General features: G+C 63.8%; 18 protein-coding genes. 16 read left to right on the top strand and 2 right to left on the bottom strand.

What is annotated here, in order from left to right; translation table 11 throughout:
• Nucleotides 1-13: 13 nt before the first annotated feature.
• Nucleotides 14-751 (bottom strand): protocatechuate 3,4-dioxygenase subunit beta, encoded by a 738-nt coding sequence (gene pcaH / locus AC1DSF_RS00740; protein WP_478124809.1) that lies wholly within the window; start codon nucleotides 749-751, stop codon nucleotides 14-16.
• Between the two features lie 104 nt (nucleotides 752-855).
• On the opposite strand from pcaH, the gene AC1DSF_RS00735 reads away from it, so the two are divergent.
• Nucleotides 856-1,815, top strand: coding sequence for a LysR substrate-binding domain-containing protein (locus AC1DSF_RS00735; RefSeq protein ID WP_478182168.1), 960 nt, complete (start codon nucleotides 856-858; stop codon nucleotides 1,813-1,815).
• On the opposite strand, the gene AC1DSF_RS00730 is transcribed toward AC1DSF_RS00735, so the two are convergent.
• Complete coding sequence (locus AC1DSF_RS00730; protein WP_478144029.1) at nucleotides 1,791-2,225, bottom strand: DUF1841 family protein; 435 nt, start codon at nucleotides 2,223-2,225, stop codon at nucleotides 1,791-1,793. The genes AC1DSF_RS00735 and AC1DSF_RS00730 overlap by 25 nt on opposite strands.
• Before the next feature lie 62 nt (nucleotides 2,226-2,287).
• Here AC1DSF_RS00730 and AC1DSF_RS00725 point away from each other — a divergent pair, with 62 nt between their 5' ends.
• The 15 genes from AC1DSF_RS00725 (at nucleotide 2,288) to AC1DSF_RS00655 (ending at nucleotide 16,751) form a co-directional block, all read left to right on the top strand.
• Nucleotides 2,288-3,238 carry a LysR family transcriptional regulator gene (locus AC1DSF_RS00725; protein WP_478144028.1) on the top strand — a complete coding sequence of 317 codons (951 nt, stop codon included), beginning with the start codon at nucleotides 2,288-2,290 and terminating at the stop codon, nucleotides 3,236-3,238.
• 175 nt (nucleotides 3,239-3,413) lie between these two features.
• A complete protein-coding gene (locus AC1DSF_RS00720; RefSeq protein ID WP_478182167.1) occupies nucleotides 3,414-3,923 on the top strand; it encodes a cupin domain-containing protein in 510 nt (169 codons plus the stop codon).
• Between the two features lie 32 nt (nucleotides 3,924-3,955).
• A complete protein-coding gene (locus AC1DSF_RS00715) occupies nucleotides 3,956-4,963 on the top strand; it encodes a hydroxyquinol 1,2-dioxygenase (protein ID WP_478182166.1) in 1,008 nt (335 codons plus the stop codon).
• Between the two features lie 38 nt (nucleotides 4,964-5,001).
• Nucleotides 5,002-5,472: a nuclear transport factor 2 family protein gene (locus AC1DSF_RS00710; RefSeq protein ID WP_478144025.1), complete on the top strand. Its 471-nt coding sequence runs from the start codon at nucleotides 5,002-5,004 to the stop codon at nucleotides 5,470-5,472.
• Nucleotides 5,473-5,540: 68 nt separating this feature from the next.
• Nucleotides 5,541-7,004, top strand: a complete 1,464-nt coding sequence (locus AC1DSF_RS00705) for an aldehyde dehydrogenase family protein (protein ID WP_478182321.1) — start codon at nucleotides 5,541-5,543, stop codon at nucleotides 7,002-7,004.
• Nucleotides 7,005-7,009: 5 nt separating this feature from the next.
• On the top strand, nucleotides 7,010-8,077 hold the full coding sequence (locus tag AC1DSF_RS00700) for a maleylacetate reductase (RefSeq protein ID WP_478182165.1): 1,068 nt from the start codon (nucleotides 7,010-7,012) through the stop codon (nucleotides 8,075-8,077).
• Nucleotides 8,078-8,143: 66 nt separating this feature from the next.
• Complete coding sequence (locus tag AC1DSF_RS00695; RefSeq protein ID WP_478124801.1) at nucleotides 8,144-9,403, top strand: ABC transporter substrate-binding protein; 1,260 nt, start codon at nucleotides 8,144-8,146, stop codon at nucleotides 9,401-9,403.
• A 7-nt stretch (nucleotides 9,404-9,410) separates the two neighbouring features.
• The gene (locus AC1DSF_RS00690; RefSeq protein WP_478124800.1) at nucleotides 9,411-10,130 is read left to right on the top strand and encodes an ABC transporter ATP-binding protein; all 720 of its coding nucleotides are present in this window, start codon (nucleotides 9,411-9,413) and stop codon (nucleotides 10,128-10,130) included.
• 4 nt (nucleotides 10,131-10,134) lie between these two features.
• Entirely contained in the window at nucleotides 10,135-10,836 is a 702-nt protein-coding gene (locus AC1DSF_RS00685; RefSeq protein WP_478124799.1) for an ABC transporter ATP-binding protein, read from the top strand.
• Between the two features lie 15 nt (nucleotides 10,837-10,851).
• Nucleotides 10,852-11,712 carry a branched-chain amino acid ABC transporter permease gene (locus AC1DSF_RS00680; protein WP_478124798.1) on the top strand — a complete coding sequence of 287 codons (861 nt, stop codon included), beginning with the start codon at nucleotides 10,852-10,854 and terminating at the stop codon, nucleotides 11,710-11,712.
• Between the two features lie 23 nt (nucleotides 11,713-11,735).
• Nucleotides 11,736-12,806 carry a branched-chain amino acid ABC transporter permease gene (locus AC1DSF_RS00675; protein WP_478124797.1) on the top strand — a complete coding sequence of 357 codons (1,071 nt, stop codon included), beginning with the start codon at nucleotides 11,736-11,738 and terminating at the stop codon, nucleotides 12,804-12,806.
• Nucleotides 12,790-13,659, top strand: a complete 870-nt coding sequence (locus AC1DSF_RS00670) for an intradiol ring-cleavage dioxygenase (protein WP_478124796.1) — start codon at nucleotides 12,790-12,792, stop codon at nucleotides 13,657-13,659. The genes AC1DSF_RS00675 and AC1DSF_RS00670 overlap by 17 nt, the downstream gene beginning before the upstream one ends.
• 130 nt (nucleotides 13,660-13,789) lie before the next feature.
• The gene (dctP, locus tag AC1DSF_RS00665; RefSeq protein WP_478124795.1) at nucleotides 13,790-14,809 is read left to right on the top strand and encodes a TRAP transporter substrate-binding protein DctP; all 1,020 of its coding nucleotides are present in this window, start codon (nucleotides 13,790-13,792) and stop codon (nucleotides 14,807-14,809) included.
• The gene (locus AC1DSF_RS00660; RefSeq protein WP_478124794.1) at nucleotides 14,806-15,390 is read left to right on the top strand and encodes a TRAP transporter small permease; all 585 of its coding nucleotides are present in this window, start codon (nucleotides 14,806-14,808) and stop codon (nucleotides 15,388-15,390) included. The genes dctP and AC1DSF_RS00660 overlap by 4 nt, the downstream gene beginning before the upstream one ends.
• Nucleotides 15,390-16,751, top strand: coding sequence for a TRAP transporter large permease (locus tag AC1DSF_RS00655; protein WP_478124793.1), 1,362 nt, complete (start codon nucleotides 15,390-15,392; stop codon nucleotides 16,749-16,751). The genes AC1DSF_RS00660 and AC1DSF_RS00655 overlap by 1 nt, the downstream gene beginning before the upstream one ends.
• The last annotated feature ends 70 nt before the right edge of the window (nucleotides 16,752-16,821 follow it).

The raw sequence follows: 16,821 nt of genomic DNA, 5'->3' as shown, positions 1-16,821 counted from the left end.
GATGCGGGTCTCCTCAGCGGGTTTCGAAAGGCGTCTCGTCGGCGCCGCGCAGCACGATGTCGAACACGTAGCCGAGCGCATAGCCGTCCTCGGTAACGTCGAGGCTGAAGTCCGAGACCAGTCGATTGCGCACCTTCTCGGGCGTGCCGGTGATCATCGGGTCGTATTGCATGAGCGGGTCGCCCGGGAAATACATCTGCGTCACCAGCCGGCTGCCGAAGTGCTCGCCGAAGAGCGACACGTGGATGTGCTGCGGCCGCCATGCGTTGGGGTGGTTGCCCCATGGGTAGGCGCCGGGTTTGATCGTCAGGAAACGATAGCGGCCTTCGTTGTCCGTGAGGCATCGACCTGCGCCCAGGAAGTTCGGGTCGAGCGGTGCGTCGTGCTGGTCCACCTTGTGCACGTAGCGGCCCGATGCATTCGCTTGCCAGATTTCGACCAGGGTGTTGCGCACGGGGCGGCGGTGATCGTCGAGCACCTGGCCGGTGAGGATCATTCGTTCGCCGAGCGGCTCGCCGTTCTTGCGCGCGTTGCGCGTCAGGTCGTGGTCGAGTTCGCCGATGCTGCTGTGGCCGTACACGGGCTGGCGCAATTCGCCAAGGGATGCCTTGAGCGGGATCAGCGACTGCGTCGGGCCGCGCTTGACCGTCGAGCGGTAGCCCGGATAGACGTAGGAGGGTTGACTCGGCCAGTCGCGCGGCGTCAGGCCCGCAGCCTTGGTGGCCTTGGACGTCGAAGTGGAATCGGACATTCGGTTTGTCTCCGGTTTTCGAATGGGATGACCGCCACTCTATTCATGCGCATTGCTGATGTAAATTGACGGATCAACGATTTTTCATAACCAGCAGTAATCAGATGCCGAGTTCTTCCGAAGTCTTTCTCCGAGGCGTTCAACTGCGGCATCTGCGCTGTCTGGTGGCCGTCGCCCAAGAGCGACATCTGGCGCGTGCCGCCGAGCGGTTGGCACTGAGCCAGCCCGCGGTTTCGAAGACCTTGGCTGAGCTCGAGGAACTGTCGGGAGCGCGGCTCGTCGAGCGCGGCACCGCCGGCCGGCGCGGCATCCAGGGGTTCACCGCCGCGGGCGAGCATCTGCTGGCGCACGCGCTGCGGGTGCTCGATGCCCTCGATGCAAGCGCCCAGGCCGTGATTCCGGCGTCCGGCGAACGTCCAGAGCGGCTTCGTATAGGCGCGCTGCCCAGCGTCGGGCCCTCACTGCTGCCGCCAGCATTGGCTGCGCTGCGCGAGCGCGTCCCTTCGCTGCAAGTGCAAGTCCAGACGGGCGCCAACGCGTCCTTGCTCGACGCCCTTCGAGCGGGAGACCTGGACCTGGTCGCAGGTCGCATGAGCGACCCGCAGTTGATGACGGGGCTGACCTTCGAATTGCTCTACACCGAGCCGCTGGCTGTGGTCGCCAGAGTCGGGCACCCCTTGGCAGCCGGCACGCCGTCGGTCCAGGATGTGTTGGCCTATCCGCTCGTGATCTACGGCGAGGGGACGATACCGCGCCATCACACCGAGAGCTTTCTTTCGGGGCTCGGGCTGCGCCTGCCGCCCCATACGACCCAGACGCTGGACCTCTCGGTGGCGCGTGCGTTGCTGGTTCGATCGGATGCCCTGTGGTTCACACCGATCGGCGCCGCTTCCGACGACCTGGCTTCGGGACGGCTTGCGCGGCTGGCGATCGACACGGCCGGCACCGAAGAGCCAGTGGGTCTCCTGCTGCGAACCGACGCTGAAGCATCACCCGCGAGGCAGGCATTGATCGCGCTGCTGCGCGAAGCGGGCGCGAATCAGTCGCGCGTGGCGCGCCGCTGAACGCAGGCGACGTAGGCTTCGCCATCAGGCGGGCGGCCGGCGCGCTGGCTTTCCCACATCATTTGGCCGAGGCACTCCATGGCCTCGTGGTGCGCGTCGAGCAGCGAGTCGCGGCGCGCAGCGAGAAGTTCGACAGCCTGCCGGATGCCGCGCGGCTGATCGATCGAGCACTGCTCGCTGATCGACAGATGCATCGACAGATGCAGGAATGGGTTCTCGCGACCGTCCTTGCCGTCGTACACGCGCGCCACGGCGGCGTCGGCGTCGGCAAGATCGGGGTGGTATTCAGGGTGCTCGTCAATCCATCGGCTGGCGATGATTTCGAGCGCTTCCATCGGCTCGCCGCGACGGCTCTTGGCGAAGACGTCGCAAAAAAAACGACGCACTTCCTCTTGGGAGGGATTGAACATCCGCCGAGGTTAGCACCGACCCTCAGAGCGCATTGCCCCGCTCGCCGCTACATTGCCAAGCCATGGATCGCCTGGAAAACATCGAGACCTTCGTCCGCGTTGCGCAGACCCAGAGCTTCGCGGAGGCCGCACGGCAGATGCGGGTCGCGAAGTCGGTGGTGACGAGCCGCGTCAAGCAGCTCGAGGATCACGTCGGCGCGCCGCTCTTTCATCGCAGCACGCGCGTTGTGAGGCTCAGCGACGTKGGGCAGGCTTTCTTGCGCGACTGCACGGAGCTTGTCGGCCGCGCCAACGACATCATGGACCAGATGCGCGGCGCGCGGGTCGGGCCGACGGGCACGCTACGAATTCATGCGCTGACGGGATTCGTGCTCGGTCATTTCGCGACCTTGCTGCGGGCGTTCCAGGTGAGCTTTCCGGATATTCACCTCGAGCTGATCGTCAGCGACGCGGTCGTCGATCCAGTCAAGGCAGGCGTCGACTGCGCGCTGCAGATCTTTCCGGCCGCTTCGACCGAACTGGTGTCGCGGCCGCTCTTTCCGGTGAGGCGCGTGTTCTGCGCCACGCCGGAATACCTGCGCATGCACGGCACGCCGGAGAGTCCGCGCGATCTGCACAAGCACACGCTGGGGCTGTATTCGGGCTATCCGACGCGCGATCGCTGGACGTTTCACCATGAAGGCGAACAGATCACGCTCTACATGAGCGCGGCATTGCTGACGAACAGCGTGCATCTGCTGCGCGAATACGCCATGGAGCACGCCGGGATCGTCTGCCTGCCGACGCTGGTGGCCGGAGATGCGATCCTTCGCGGCGACCTGCAGGTCGTTCTTGCCGAGCACCAGCTGTCGTCGTTCTCCCTGAGCGCGGTTTATGCGGGGACTTCGCGCAATGCCTTCAAGCTCAAGTTGTTCATTGAGCACATCACGGCGGCTTTCACACGGGTGCCGCCATGGGACGCGGCCATGGTTGAACGCGGGCTCCTGCCTGCGGAGTTGATCGCCGACGTGTAGACCGCTTGGCCATGCAGCCCGCGTCGAAAACTCGTCCGATCGGGTAAACCCTGCCGATTGACCGGAATCGGCGAACAATGCGGCCCGGTTTTGATGCCTACCGCAGACGGTCCCTGTTTCCTACAGTGCGTTCACCGCAGCAGAAACGCTGCCTTTGCCACTCAGGAGACAACCCATGACCACTGCCTACCAGACCCGCTTCGGGTCGCTGAAGCATTTCGAGAAGGGCCATGTCGAGCCGATCGACGATGACGTCCGGCACTACGCGATGTCGAACTGCTTCGACATCGCGAACAAGAGCAAGCCGTACGAGAAGGTCGTTTTCGGCCAGAACCAGATCTACGTGCTGGAGGCGCTTCGCGCTGAAGGTACGTCGCCCTGGTACACGAGCGCGCACGACGAGTTCGCGCTGGTGATGGACGGTGAGGTGGAGGTGCATCTGGTCAAGCTGGACGCGAGCCAGACAGTCCTCGACGAAAACAAGAACGGCGCCGTGCTCGTCCAAGGCGAGCCCAAGGGCCAGAAGATGGGCTGGATGAAGCTCACGCGGGGCCATCAGGGGCTGTTGCCGAAGAACACCGCCTATCAATTTCGCGTCGCAGGCGATCCGGGAGTGATGGTCCTGCAAACGTGCAAGGGCGACCTCTCCGTCGAAAAGTGGGCAGACATCTGCCAGACCCATTGAGCCAGACGCATTGATTCAAAAGGAGCACCTCCATGAACGCACCCGCTGAACTCGCCAACGTCATCGCGTCGCAACCCGACGCCACGCTTGGCTACAAGGATTTCTCGCTCGGGAGTTTCGGCTTCCGCCGCGACGAGTATTTCGCCCACGTCACCTGGAAGACCCGCGACGGCCGGCCGATGAGCCACACGATGGACATCGGCAATTACCTGCGCGCGCTCATGCGCGACGTCGCCTGGGGCTTCTTCTATGGTTGGGTCAACTTCGACGACGTAGTCGGCACCGTGAATCACTACCAGTCGGTGGACCTGTATGCAGGCAGCTTCAACGGCACGATGAAGGAAGCCGGCATCGACTTGCTGGAGAACTTCCCGACCGCGCAGATCCGCGCGACCTTCGAAGCCATGCTCGACGACTGGACCAACGAAAGCTTCGACCCGTTCTCGGCACCGCAGGAAACCGGCTCACCCTACGGTCGCAAGAACGGCAACAACACTGCCAAGATCACCCGAGCGCGCGAACTGGCCAAGCGCTGCGTCGGCCTCAAGGGCGATCTCGATCTGCGCAGCGACGAGCGGGGTGCGCCCATCAACCGCGCTTTCGCGGATGTTCCGCAAGCGGAGCCTGAGTTGCATCCTGAGGCGGGCTTCGAGAACGAAGTGCATGCCTTCAATCTCTTCGGCTTCCTAAGTCGCTCGCAAGTGACGTGGAACCCGAGCTTCACTTCTGTCGTGAAGCACAGCTTCATGTGCCCGACGACGGAGGAGCACATCCTGCCGATCATCCATGGCAATGACCGTGTCGAGTGGTTCTTCCAGATGACCGACGAAATCCATTGGGACTGCGGCGACAAGAACACGGGCAAGCCGATGGCGCGCGTGATCATGAAGGCCGGTGACATGGCGGCCATGCCCGCCTACTGCAGGCATCAGGGCTTCAGCCCGAAGCGCTCGATGCTGCTGGTCTGGGAGAACGGGTCGCCCAGTCTCGTGTACGAGATCCAGAAGGGCGAGAGCCCGGAGATTCCCGTCGAGTTCTAGTCGCAAGCGGTCGTCGAAGTGAAAGAAGGAGGCTCACCATGGCACTCACACGTCAAACCATGACTGACGAGCAACGCAAGTCGGTCGCTCTCGAATACCTCAAGGCCTACGACAACGGCGGGGTCACTTCCACCGGTGGCTCGATCCTCGACCTTTTTGCGGAAGACGCGCAGGTCTACTTTCCGAAGTGGGGCCTCGCAAATGGCAAGGCGCAGATCGGCCAACTGTTCGGCGAGGTGGGCAGCCGTGGAAAGTCCATTCGGCATGACTACGCGGGCTTCAATTGGCTCTTCACAGGCACCGACCTCTTCGCCTGCGAGGGCACGAGCTTCGGCGAGCACGCTGATGGTCCCTGGCGGGCCGGTGTACCTGAATGGGGCGCGGGCCGCTGGTGCGACGTTTTCGAGATCCGTGATTGGCTCATCCAACGCTGCTTCATCTATCTCGATCCCGACTACGCAGGCAAGGACACCGCCCGCTATCCATGGCTGGCCGACAAGACTCAATGATCAAAACTTCACGGCAGGAAGCCATGACTCTCGCAGATATCCAAAGGGCGGCGGGGCTGAAGACACCCATTCGGCACCAGCTTTTCATCGACGGGCGGTTCGTTGACGCGGAATCGGGCGAGACCCTGGCGACGCTGAATCCTTTCGACAACTCGACGATTGCTGAGGTCGCGCTGGCCGGGAAGGCCGATGTGGACAAGGCTGTGGTTGCGGCGAAGCGGGCTTTTCCGCTGTGGAGCCGCATGGCGGCGGCGGATCGAGGGCGGATTCTCCTCAAGTTGGCCGATCTGATCGAGGCCAATACGGAGGAATTGGCGCGGCTCGAATCGCTGGATACGGGGCATCCGGTGCGCGATTCGCGGCGGCTCGACGTGCCGCGCACGGCTGCCTGCTTCCGATACTTCGGCGGCATGGCGGACAAGTTCCAGGGCGAGACGATTCCGGTGGAGGCGGGCTTTCTGAATTACACGCTGCGTGAGCCGGTGGGCATCGTCGGACAGGTCGTTCCGTGGAATTTCCCGCTCATGTTCACGAGCTGGAAGATGGGGCCGGCGCTCGCAGCGGGCAATTGCATCGTGATGAAACCGGCGGAGATCACGCCGCTGAGTTCGCTGAAGATCGTCGAGCTGATGGCGGAAGCTGGCATGCCCGATGGCGTGGTCAACATGGTTCCGGGACTGGGACACGTGGTCGGGCAGTACATCGCCGAGCACCCGGACGTCGCGAAGATCGCGTTCACGGGCAGCACCGCCACCGGTCGGCGTGTTGTTCAGGCGAGCGCGGGCAACCTGAAGAAGGTCCAGCTCGAACTGGGCGGCAAGGGACCGAACATCGTGTTCGAGGATGCCTTTCTGCCGGCTGCGATCAATGGCAGTGCATGGGCCATCTTTCACAACCAGGGGCAGGCCTGCATCGCAGGTTCGCGGCTGATGCTGCACGAGAAGATCGCCGATGCGTTTCTCGACAAGTTCATTCCGCTTGCGCAGTCGATCCGTCTGGGCAACCCGCTGGACGAAGAAACCGAGATGGGTCCGCTCACGAGCGCCCAGCATCAGGAGCGCGTCCTGAGCTATGTCGATGTCGCGAAAGGCGAGGGCGGCGAGGTTCTTGCCGGCGGCCGATCACCGGGCGGCGAGCTGGCGGGCGGCTGCTTCGTCGATCCGACAGTGGTGCGCGCGAAGTCCTACCGCGACCGCGTGGCGCAGGAAGAGGTCTTCGGTCCTTTCGTCACGGTGCTCACCTTCAAGTCCGACGAAGAGGCGATGGAGATTGCCAACGGCACCGACTATGGCCTCGGCAGTGGCTTGTGGACCAGCAACCTGCAGCGAGCGCATCGCGTGGCGCGCGACCTGCATGCCGGCATGGTCTGGATCAACAGCTACAAGCGCGTGAACCCCGGTTCGCCTTTCGGCGGTGTGGGCCAGAGCGGCTATGGCCGGGAGATGGGATTCGATGCGATGCGCGAATACACGCAGGTCAAGAGCGTGTGGGTGAACATCGACGCGCAGATTCCTCCCCACTTCGCTCGCTGACTGCCATGCGCGACTTCATCTACACCACCCATCCGCAGCGCGTCGTCTTCGGCGCGGGTTCGCTGCAGCATCTCGCGCGAGAGATCGACGCGCTCGGAGCGCGACGGGCGCTCGTGCTGTCGACGCCCGAGCAGCGCGGCCAGGCTGAGCTTGTGGCGGAGATGCTCGGGCCGCAGGCTGCGGGCATCTTCGACCGCGCGGTGATGCATGTGCCGATCGAAACTGCACGAGAAGCGCGCGAGCTTGCATTGCGGCTCGACGCCGACTGCGCGGTCGCCATCGGCGGGGGCTCGACCACCGGGCTTGGCAAAGCCATCGCGCTGGATTCGGGATTGCCGATCGTCGCGATCCCGACCACCTATGCCGGCAGCGAAATGACGCCGATCTACGGACTGACGGAGGCGGGGCTCAAGAAGACGGGCAAGGACCCGCGGGTGCTGCCGCGTACCGTCATCTATGACCCGGAGCTTTCGCGCACGTTGCCCGTGGGGCTCAGCGTGACCAGTGGCATCAATGCCGTTGCGCATGCTGCCGAAGGGCTCTATGCGCAGGACAGCAATCCCGTCATGGACCTGATGGCGCAGGAAGGCATTGCTGCGATCGCGCGATCGTTGCCGGTCATCCGTCGGGCGCCCCAGGACATCGGAGCGCGCGCCGATGCGCTCTGCGGTGCCTGGCTCTGCGGCAGCGTCCTCGGCAGCGTCGGTATGGCGTTGCATCACAAGCTCTGTCATACGCTCGGCGGCAGCTTCAACCTGCCGCATGCGGAAGTGCACACCGTGGTGCTGCCGCATGCCATTGCGTTCAATGCCGAGGCCGCTCCACGTGCCATGGAACGCATTGCGCAGGCCCTCGGTTCGACATCGGCGCCGCTGGGACTGCAGGCGCTGGCCCGCGACAACGGCGCGCCGGTAGCCCTCAAGGACATCGGCATGCGCGCCGAAGACCTCGACCGCGCGGCCGACCTCGCGGTGGGCAATCCCTACTGGAATCCCAGGCCCTTCGGCCCGGCGCAGCGCGATGAGATCCGTGCGCTGCTGCAGCGCGCCTTCGACGGCGACCCGCCGGGCTGAGCAAGCGAGCGATCACCCAGCGATTTGTGCAGGTAGAGAACGAAAACCGAAAAGAAGGAGACAACCATGTCATTGAATCGCAGACAGTTCACCCAGGCCGCGGCCGCCTTGGCAGCCGGCGGCACAGCGCCGTTGGTGTTTGCCGCCGACACGATCAAGATCGGCTATGTGTCGCCGCAGACGGGTCCGCTCGCACCCTTCGGTGAGGCGGACAAGTGGGTCATCGACCAGATGAAGACGGCCTTCAAGGACGGCATCAGCGTTGGCGGCAGGAAGTACGCGGTGCAGATCGTGCTGAAGGACAGCCAGTCCAACCCCAATCGCGCGGGCGAGGTCGCGAACGACCTGATCCTCAAGGACAAGGTCGCGCTGGTGCTCACCGCCGGAACGCCGGAGACTGCGAATCCGGTCAGCGATGCCTGCGAACTCAACGAGCTGCCCTGCATTTCGACGGTCGTACCTTGGCAGCCCTGGTTCTTTGGACGCAAGGGCGACCCGGCCAAGGGCTTCAACTGGACTTATCACCTCTTCTGGGGCCTGGAGGACGTCATCGCCAACTACACCACCGGCTGGAAATCGCTGCAGACCAACAAGAAGGTGGGCGGGCTGTTTCCGAACGATGGCGACGGCAATGCATGGGGCGACAAGGAACTCGGTTTTCCGAAGCCGCTGTCGCAGATGGGCTTCACGCTCATCGATCCGGGCCGCTTCCAGAATGGCACGCAGGACTTCAGTGCGCAGATCGCGGCCTTCAAGGGTGGCAATGTGGAGATCGTCACGGGCGTGGTGATCCCGCCCGATGCAAAGACTTTCCTCACGCAGGCGAGGCAGCAGGGATTTCGTCCGAAGATCATCACCTTGGGCAAGGCGCTGCTTTTCCCGGGCGCCATCGACGCGCTTGGCGATCTGGGCGACGGCCTGTCGACGGAGGTGTGGTGGAGCCCTTCTCATCCCTTCACGTCGAGCCTCACCAAGCAGAGCGCCAAGGCGCTGGCCGATGCCTACGAGGCCGGCACGAAGAAGCAGTGGACGCAGCCCGTCGGGTTCGCGCATGCGCTGTTCGAGGTCGCTGCCGATGCCCTCAAACGGGCCAAGTCGGACAAGGCATCGGACGTGCGCGACGCTGTCGCGGCGACGACGCTCACGACCGTGATCGGCCCGGTGAAGTGGGGCGGCCAAGGTCCGTTCAAGAACGTCAGCAAGACGCCACTGGTGCTCGGCCAGTGGGGCAAAGGCACGAAGTACAAGCACGAGCTCACCATCGTGAGCAACGAAGGTGCGCCGAACATCCCCGTCGGCGGAACCCTGCGCCCCATGCCGGCATGAAAAAGCCATGACCCTGCTTGCCCTTCATGCCGTCAGCAAGTCGTATGGCGCGCTCAAGGTGACGGACGACATCACGCTCTCCGTGACCGAAGGCGAGACGCTTGGCATCCTTGGGCCAAACGGTGCAGGCAAGACGACGCTGTTCAACCTGATCTCGGGTGATGTTCGTGTGGATGCCGGGCGTGTCGAGTATGAAGGGCACGACGTGACCACGCTCAAGCCGCACCAGCGTTGCCATGCGGGCATCGGCCGGAGCTATCAGGTGCCGCAGCCCTTCGGCAACATGAGCGTGTTCGAGAACCTCGTGACCGCAGCCTGCTTCGGCGCGCAGGAGCGCGAGCAGGATGCCTGGCAGACGGCGCATGAAGTATTGGCGCAGACGGGTCTGATGCCGCACGCGAACAAGCCCGCGGGCGGGCTCATGCTGCTCGACCGCAAGCGCCTCGAACTCGCGCGTGCGTTGGCCACGCGGCCAAAGCTGCTGCTGCTCGATGAGATTGCGGGCGGGCTCACCGAACCCGAGGCGAAGCAACTCGTCGAGGAACTGCAGCAGATCAAGGCGCGCGGCGTGACCATGATCTGGATCGAGCACGTGGTGCACGCGCTTCTGTCGTTGGCCGACCGGCTCTTCGTCATCAACTTCGGGCAGAAGCTGGCGGAGGGTGAGCCGCGCGCGGTGATGAACGACCCAGAGGTTCGGCGCGTGTACATGGGGATGGAGGCATGAAGCCATGACCGCACTGCTCGCAGCCCACGGTCTCAAGGCCTTCTACGGCGATGCCCAGGCGCTGTTCGGCGTCGACTTCACGCTTTCGCAAGGCGAACTGGTGGCGATCATCGGATCGAACGGCGCAGGGAAGTCGACTTTGCTCAAGTGCCTGACGGGGCTCGTGCGTGCGCCGCGTGAGGCGGTGCAATTCAAGGGCGAAGCAATCGGCGGCTTGCCACCGGGCGACGTCGTGAAGCGCGGGTTGGCCATGGTTCCGGAAGGCAGGCGTCTTTTTCCCAGCCTGAGCGTCGAGGAGAACCTGCAAATCGGCGGCCTCACGGGCCGCAAGGGGCCATGGAACCTGCAGCGTCTCTACACGCTGTTTCCGATCCTGGCGGAGAAGCGCCATAACCCGGGCACGGCACTCTCGGGCGGCCAGCAGCAGATGGTGGCGCTCGGCCGCGCGCTGATGAGCAATCCGGAGGTGCTGTTGTGCGACGAGCTGTCGCTGGGCTTGGCACCTATCGTGATTCGCGAGATCTACGCTGCGATGCCCGCCATCACGCGAGAGGGCATGACCGTGGTGATCGTCGAGCAGGACGTGACGATGGCGCAGCGCGTGTCCCAACGCATCTATTGCCTGCAGGAGGGTCGCGTGTCGCTCCAGGGCCGCTCGGATTCGATCACGCGCGAGCAGATTTCGCAGGCCTACTTCGGCATGTGAGCGAGGAGACATCCCGTGCTTGAAACCATTGTCCAGGGCGTGCTGCTCGGCGGCCTCTATACCTTGTTTGCGCTGGGGCAGTCGTTGATGTTCGGCGTCATGCGCCTTACGAATACCGCGCAGGGGGACTTCATCATCCTCGGCGCATTCGCCGTCATCGGCGGCGTCACGCTTTTCGGCGACGCTCCGCTGCTGATCTCGCTGGCGGTGCTGCCGATTGCCTTCGGCTTCGGCTATGCCTTGCAGCGCTATGTGCTCAACGGCACGCTGGGCAAGGACCCATTGCCCTCGCTGGTGGTGACCTTCGGCTTGTCGATCGTGATCCAGAACCTGCTGCTCGAGTTGTTCTCGGCCGATCCGCGCTCGATCGAGACCGGAGGACTCAGCACGCAGGGCTTGCAACTGGGTGAGTCGCTGTCGGTCGGCGTCCTGCCGCTGATCGTACTCGCGGTCGCGCTGGTTGCGACGGGGGCGCTCCAATGGCTCTTCGCCAATACCTCGCTCGGTCGCTCCTTTCGCGCCGTGTCGGACGACAGGGAAATCGCCGAGCTGATGGGCCTGAACGCAAAGAAGGTCTATGCGCTGGCCACGGCCATCGCTTTCGTGCTGATCGCCATCGCTGGCGCTCTGCAAGGCATGCGGACCACAGTGTCGCCATCGGATGGACCACTGCTGCTGCTCTTTGCCTTCGAGGCGGTGATCATCGGCGGCATGGGCTCGTTCTGGGGCACGCTCGCGGGCGCGATGATCTTGGGCATTACGCAGCAGATCGGCTTCAGGCTGGATCCAGGCTGGGGCATCTGGATGGGCCATCTGGTGTTTCTGCTGGTGCTGGTGTTGCGGCCTCAAGGGCTCTTTCCGAAGACGCGCGGCTGAGTACGGACGCCATGGAACCTGTCATGACCAACAATTTCAACGTGGTTCGCAGCACGGCCGTCAGCCGCTCTGCGCTTTGGGCAGCGGTGGCGCTTGTGGTGCTGGCCGCAAGCCTGCCGCTGTGGGGCGAGTCGAGCTGGATGCGCGAATTCGTCGAGATCGCCTGCTACTTCATCTTCGCGATGATGTGGAACCTGCTCGCGGGATACGGAGGCATGGTGAGCATCGGGCAGCAAGCGTTCTTCGGCTTCGGCGGCTACGTGATGCTGATGCTGGGCAACTTCGCGGGGCTCAACCCCTTCATCGCGATTCCGCTGGGCGCGATCGCCGCGGGGTTGATCGCAGTGCCGGTTTCGTTTGTCGCGTTTCGGCTGTCGGGCGGCTACTTTGCCATCGGCACCTGGGTCATCGCCGAAGTGTTCCGGCTCAGCTTCGCGAACGTTTCAGCGGTGGGTGGTGGGTCGGGCACGACGCTGACGGCGCTGCGCGGCATCGAGAAGGCGACGCGCGAGAGTGTCACGTACTGGATGGCGTTGGCGTGCGTGGTGGCAGCGATCGCGCTGGTCTATCTGTTTCTGCGGAGCAAACGCGGCCTTGCCTTGCTCGCCATCCGCGACAACGAGGTGGCGGCGGAATCGCAGGGCATTCCGGTGGCGCGCATGAAGCTCGCGGTATACGTGGTCGCTGCCTTCGGCGCCGGACTGGCGGGCGCGCTCTATTTCGTCGGCAACCTGCGCATCAGCCCTGATGCCGCCTTCAGCGTGAACTGGACTGCCTTCGCGATTTTCATGGTCGTGATCGGCGGGATCGGCCGCATCGAGGGGCCCCTCGTGGGTGCCGTGATTTTCTGGGCGCTCAACAAATTCCTGAGCGACTACGGGACCTGGTATTTGCTGGGCCTCGGCCTTCTCGCGATCGTCGTCACCATCTTCTTCAAACAGGGACTGTGGGGCTTCGCGCAGCAGCGCTGGGGCTGGTCGCTGTTCCCCACCCAGCGGCGCCTCGTGGTGCTCGACCGCATCGGGGCGAAGCGCGTCGAATCGTTGGCCCGTTCCTCTGACCTGGAGTTCCATCCCCATGCGAAACATCAATGAAAACACCATCACCGCCGCGGTGCTCGAACGCATCGCCGGCACCCCGGACGCACGGCTGAAGGAGATCATGTCGGCGTTGGTGCGCCATATGCATGACTTCGCGCGCGAAGTGCGCCTGACGGAAGCCGAGTGGGCAGCCGGCATCGAGTTCCTGACGGCGACCGGGCAGAAGTGCAGCGACAAGCGGCAGGAGTTCATTCTGCTGTCGGACACGCTGGGGCTGTCGATGCTCACGGTGGCGCTCAACCATGCGAAGAGCGCGCAGGCGACCGAGGCGACGGTGTTCGGCCCTTTCCATGTACACGGCGCCCCTCACCTTGAACTCGGCGCCGACATCTCTGGCGGCGCCAAAGGTGAGCCCCTGTTCGTGAACGCCACGGTGTGTGGCCGAGACGGAGAGCCGGTCGCCAATGCCCAGGTGGACGTCTGGGAGGCGGATGCGGAAGGCTTCTACGACGTTCAGCGCGCCGGATTGGACGTTCCGCAGGGACGCGCCGTGTTCCGCACGGACGACAAGGGATTGCTGTGGTTCCGCGGCGTCATGCCGGTGGCGTACCCGATCCCGACGGACGGCCCGGTGGGCGACATGCTGCGCGCCACCAAGCGGCATCCGTGGCGGCCGGCCCACGTTCACTTCATGATCCAGGCGCCGGGCTACGAAACCCTCATCACGCATGTGTTCAGGGACGGCGACGACTATCTCGACAGCGACGCGGTCTTTGGGGTGCGCAGCTCGCTCATCGGCGATTTCGTGTCGCATCCCGCGGGCGCCGCGCCGGATGGGACCGCTCAGGCAACGCCTTTCCATACGTTGAAGTTCGATTTCGTGCTGGAGCCGAACGCGGTGAAGTGACGGGTGCCCGGTCGACCACGGCGCGTCTGGGCGGCGGAATGTCATGGATAACACCAAGGGCGCCGCTGCGCCATCGCCAATAAGGTGTATGTCTGGCGCCGCGCAAAGACGGCAACTGGAGACACACGCTATGAACTTCAAACGACGCGACGTCCTGTCCACCGCGGCAGCGGTGTCACTTTTGGCGATAACTGGCCGCGCCGGTGCGCAGTCGAGCACTCTCAAGATCTCGCATCAGTTTCCCGGTGGGACGCTGACCGAGGGCGACTTCCGTGATCGGCTGTGCCGTCGCTTCGCCGCTGACATCGAAAAGCGCAGCAATGGCGCGCTGAAGGCGGAGATCTACCCCGGCTCTTCGCTGATGAAGACCAACTCTCAGTTTTCCGCGCTCCGAAAGGGCGCGCTCGACATCGGGCTGGTCCCGTTGTCGTATGCCGGCGGCGAAGTGCCCGAAACCAACATCGGCCTGATGCCCGCACTTGTCCCGAGCTATGAAGTCGGCGCGGCATGGAAGACCGCCGAAGTCGGCAAGCTGCTCTCGAAAATGCTCGACGACAAAGGCGTGATCGTGCTGAGCTGGATCTGGCAGGCCGGCGGCGTCGCGAGCCGCACCGCTCCGCTGGTGGCGCCTGAGGATGCCAAGGGCCAGAAGGTGCGTGGCGGCAGCCGCGAGATGGACATGATGCTCAAGGCGGCAGGCGCTTCGGTGATCACGCTGCCATCCAACGAGATCTACGCCGCGATGCAAACGGGCGCGATGGATGCCGCGATGACTTCGTCGACCAGCTTCATCTCTTTCAAGCTCGAGGAGATCGCGAAGAACTTGACGAGCGGCCGCAACAGGGCCTATTGGTTCATGTTCGAGCCGCTCATGATGTCCAAGGATGTCTTTGCCAAGCTGCCGAAACCGCAGCAGGACATCATCATGGCCGCTGGTGCCGAGCAGGAGAAGTTCGCCATCGACTCGGCACGCGCCGACGACAAGCTCGCCGCCGAGGTCTATGCCAAGGCTGGCGCGAAGGTCTTCGACATCGACGATGCGACGATGAAGAAGTGGCAGGTCATCGCACGCGAGACTGCCTGGAAGGACTACGGCGAGCGCAACGCGTCTTGCAAGGCGTTGCTGACGGCCGCGCAGAAGCTTCTGTGAGCGGCGCGCTGCAGCCTGCGCCACTCGGGCTCGGCATACCGATCGATCCGGCCACGCCGCGCGTGCTGCTGCCGCTGGCGCGCGCACTGCAAGCGGTCAATCGCATCGCGATGGCCCTGGGCATGCTTGCGCTCCTGGCCGCTTCGGTGGTGCTTACCTACAGCGTGGTGTCGCGCTACTTCATGAAAGCGTCCACCGACTGGCAGGACGAGGCCGCGGTGTTCTGCCTGGTCGGCATGACGTTCATGTGCGGCGCGTTCGTGCAGTCGATTCGTGGGCATATCGGGATCGAGGCCATCAGCTCCCAGTTGTCGGCGGCCGCGAATCGCGTGCGAATGGTGGTGATCGATTTCGTCAGCCTGGCCTTTTGCGGCTTCTTCGCGTGGAAATCGTGGACCCTGTTGCACGAGGCATGGGTCGATGGCATGACGTCATCGTCTTCTTGGGCGCCGCCCTTGTGGATTCCCTACGGGCTGATGTCTCTCGGCATGAGCCTGCTCACGGTGCAACTGCTGGTGCAGCTTTGCGCCAGCATCAACCGGCTTGTGAACCGGACCGTCAGCGGCGCGGAGGTGCATTGATGTCGATGCTCGCGCTGGGGCTCCTGTTCGGCGTCGCGACGCTGTTGCTGATGTTTTCGGGAACGCCGATCGCGTTTGCCCTCGGCGCGGTTGCCGTGCTGTTCATGGCCTTCTTCATGCCGGGATCGTCGCTTGATACGGTGACGCAGAACGTCTATGAGGAGATGTCGAGCATCACGCTGTTGTCGATTCCGCTTTTCATTCTGAAAGGGGCGGCCATCGGCCGTTCACGAGCGGGACAGGATCTGTACGCGGCGATGCACGTGTGGATGCACAAGGTGCCCGGCGGCCTGGGCATCGCCAACGTATTCGCCTGCGCGCTCTTTGCCGCCATGGCCGGATCGAGCCCGGCGACCTGTTCGGCCATCGGAAGTGCCGGCATTCCGGAGATGCGCAAGCGAGGCTACTCGCCGGGCTTTGCGGCCGGCATCATCGCGGCCGGAGGCACGCTCGGAATCCTGCTGCCGCCGTCGATCACGATGATTCTTTACGCGGTTGCGGCCGAGCAATCACTGGGGCGCCTATTTTTGGCGGGCATCGGGCCGGGCGTGCTGCTGGTGGCGCTCTTCGCGGGCTACGCGATGCTCAACTACCGGAAGGAGTATGGCCGCGCCAGGCGTGCATTCGAGCGCGACGGCAGCACATCGGCGTTGCTCGACGACGAGCACTTCAGCCTGCGGCAGAAGTTCGAGATGCTGCCGCGCGTGGTGCCGTTCGTGGTGCTGCTCATCGGCGTGATGGTGGCGCTGTACGGCGGCTTTGCCACGCCCTCCGAAACCGCCGGCCTTGGCGGGCTTCTGGCGCTGCTGCTCATCGCGGTGATCTATGGCGTGTGGCGCATCAGGGATCTTGCGCCGATCCTCGCGGCCACGATCAAGGAGTCGACCATGTTGATGTTCATCATCGGCATGTCGCTGCTTTTTTCATACGTGATGAGCTACCTGCACATCAGCCAGTCGATGGCGAGCTGGATCGTCGCGCTTCACTTGTCGAAGTGGCTGCTGCTCGCGGCGATCCTGGTGCTGGTGATCGTGCTGGGGTTCTTCCTGCCGCCCGTGAGCATCATCCTGATGACGGCGCCAATCTTCCTGCCGCCTTTGAAGGCTGCGGGGTTCGATCTCATCTGGTTCGGCATCCTGATGACGATCGTGATGGAAGCCGGATTGATTCATCCACCGGTCGGGCTCAACATCTTCGTGATCAAGAACATCGCGCCGGACATTGCGCTGTCGGAGATTATCTGGGGCGTCCTGCCCTTCGTGCTGCTGATGTTCGTGGCGGTGTTCCTGATCTGTGTCTTCCCAGGCATCTCCACTGCGTTGCCCGATCTGGTGATGGGGCCGGTGCCGGGTAAATCTTAGGGTCGATCCCTGCATCAATCCCCGCGTCAATCACTGGGTCACAATCGCCGCCAGGGATTCGAAGGAGGAC

This window comes from Variovorax sp. 01N429 (assembly GCF_056399425.1).
This window is presented reverse-complemented; position numbering and strand designations above follow the sequence as displayed.

Bases quoted from the DNA above. Each gene is read 5' to 3' on its own strand.
- pcaH (WP_478124809.1), bottom strand. From the start codon at position 751: ATGTCCGATTCCACTTCGACGTCCAAGGCCACCAAGGCTGCGGGCCTG.
- AC1DSF_RS00735 (WP_478182168.1), top strand. From the start codon at position 856: ATGCCGAGTTCTTCCGAAGTCTTTCTCCGAGGCGTTCAACTGCGGCAT.
- AC1DSF_RS00730 (WP_478144029.1), bottom strand. From the start codon at position 2,225: ATGTTCAATCCCTCCCAAGAGGAAGTGCGTCGTTTTTTTTGCGACGTC.
- AC1DSF_RS00720 (WP_478182167.1), top strand. From the start codon at position 3,414: ATGACCACTGCCTACCAGACCCGCTTCGGGTCGCTGAAGCATTTCGAG.
- AC1DSF_RS00715 (WP_478182166.1), top strand. From the start codon at position 3,956: ATGAACGCACCCGCTGAACTCGCCAACGTCATCGCGTCGCAACCCGAC.
- AC1DSF_RS00710 (WP_478144025.1), top strand. From the start codon at position 5,002: ATGGCACTCACACGTCAAACCATGACTGACGAGCAACGCAAGTCGGTC.
- AC1DSF_RS00700 (WP_478182165.1), top strand. From the start codon at position 7,010: ATGCGCGACTTCATCTACACCACCCATCCGCAGCGCGTCGTCTTCGGC.
- AC1DSF_RS00695 (WP_478124801.1), top strand. From the start codon at position 8,144: ATGTCATTGAATCGCAGACAGTTCACCCAGGCCGCGGCCGCCTTGGCA.
- AC1DSF_RS00690 (WP_478124800.1), top strand. From the start codon at position 9,411: ATGACCCTGCTTGCCCTTCATGCCGTCAGCAAGTCGTATGGCGCGCTC.
- AC1DSF_RS00685 (WP_478124799.1), top strand. From the start codon at position 10,135: ATGACCGCACTGCTCGCAGCCCACGGTCTCAAGGCCTTCTACGGCGAT.
- AC1DSF_RS00675 (WP_478124797.1), top strand. From the start codon at position 11,736: ATGACCAACAATTTCAACGTGGTTCGCAGCACGGCCGTCAGCCGCTCT.
- AC1DSF_RS00670 (WP_478124796.1), top strand. From the start codon at position 12,790: ATGCGAAACATCAATGAAAACACCATCACCGCCGCGGTGCTCGAACGC.
- dctP (WP_478124795.1), top strand. From the start codon at position 13,790: ATGAACTTCAAACGACGCGACGTCCTGTCCACCGCGGCAGCGGTGTCA.
- AC1DSF_RS00655 (WP_478124793.1), top strand. From the start codon at position 15,390: ATGTCGATGCTCGCGCTGGGGCTCCTGTTCGGCGTCGCGACGCTGTTG.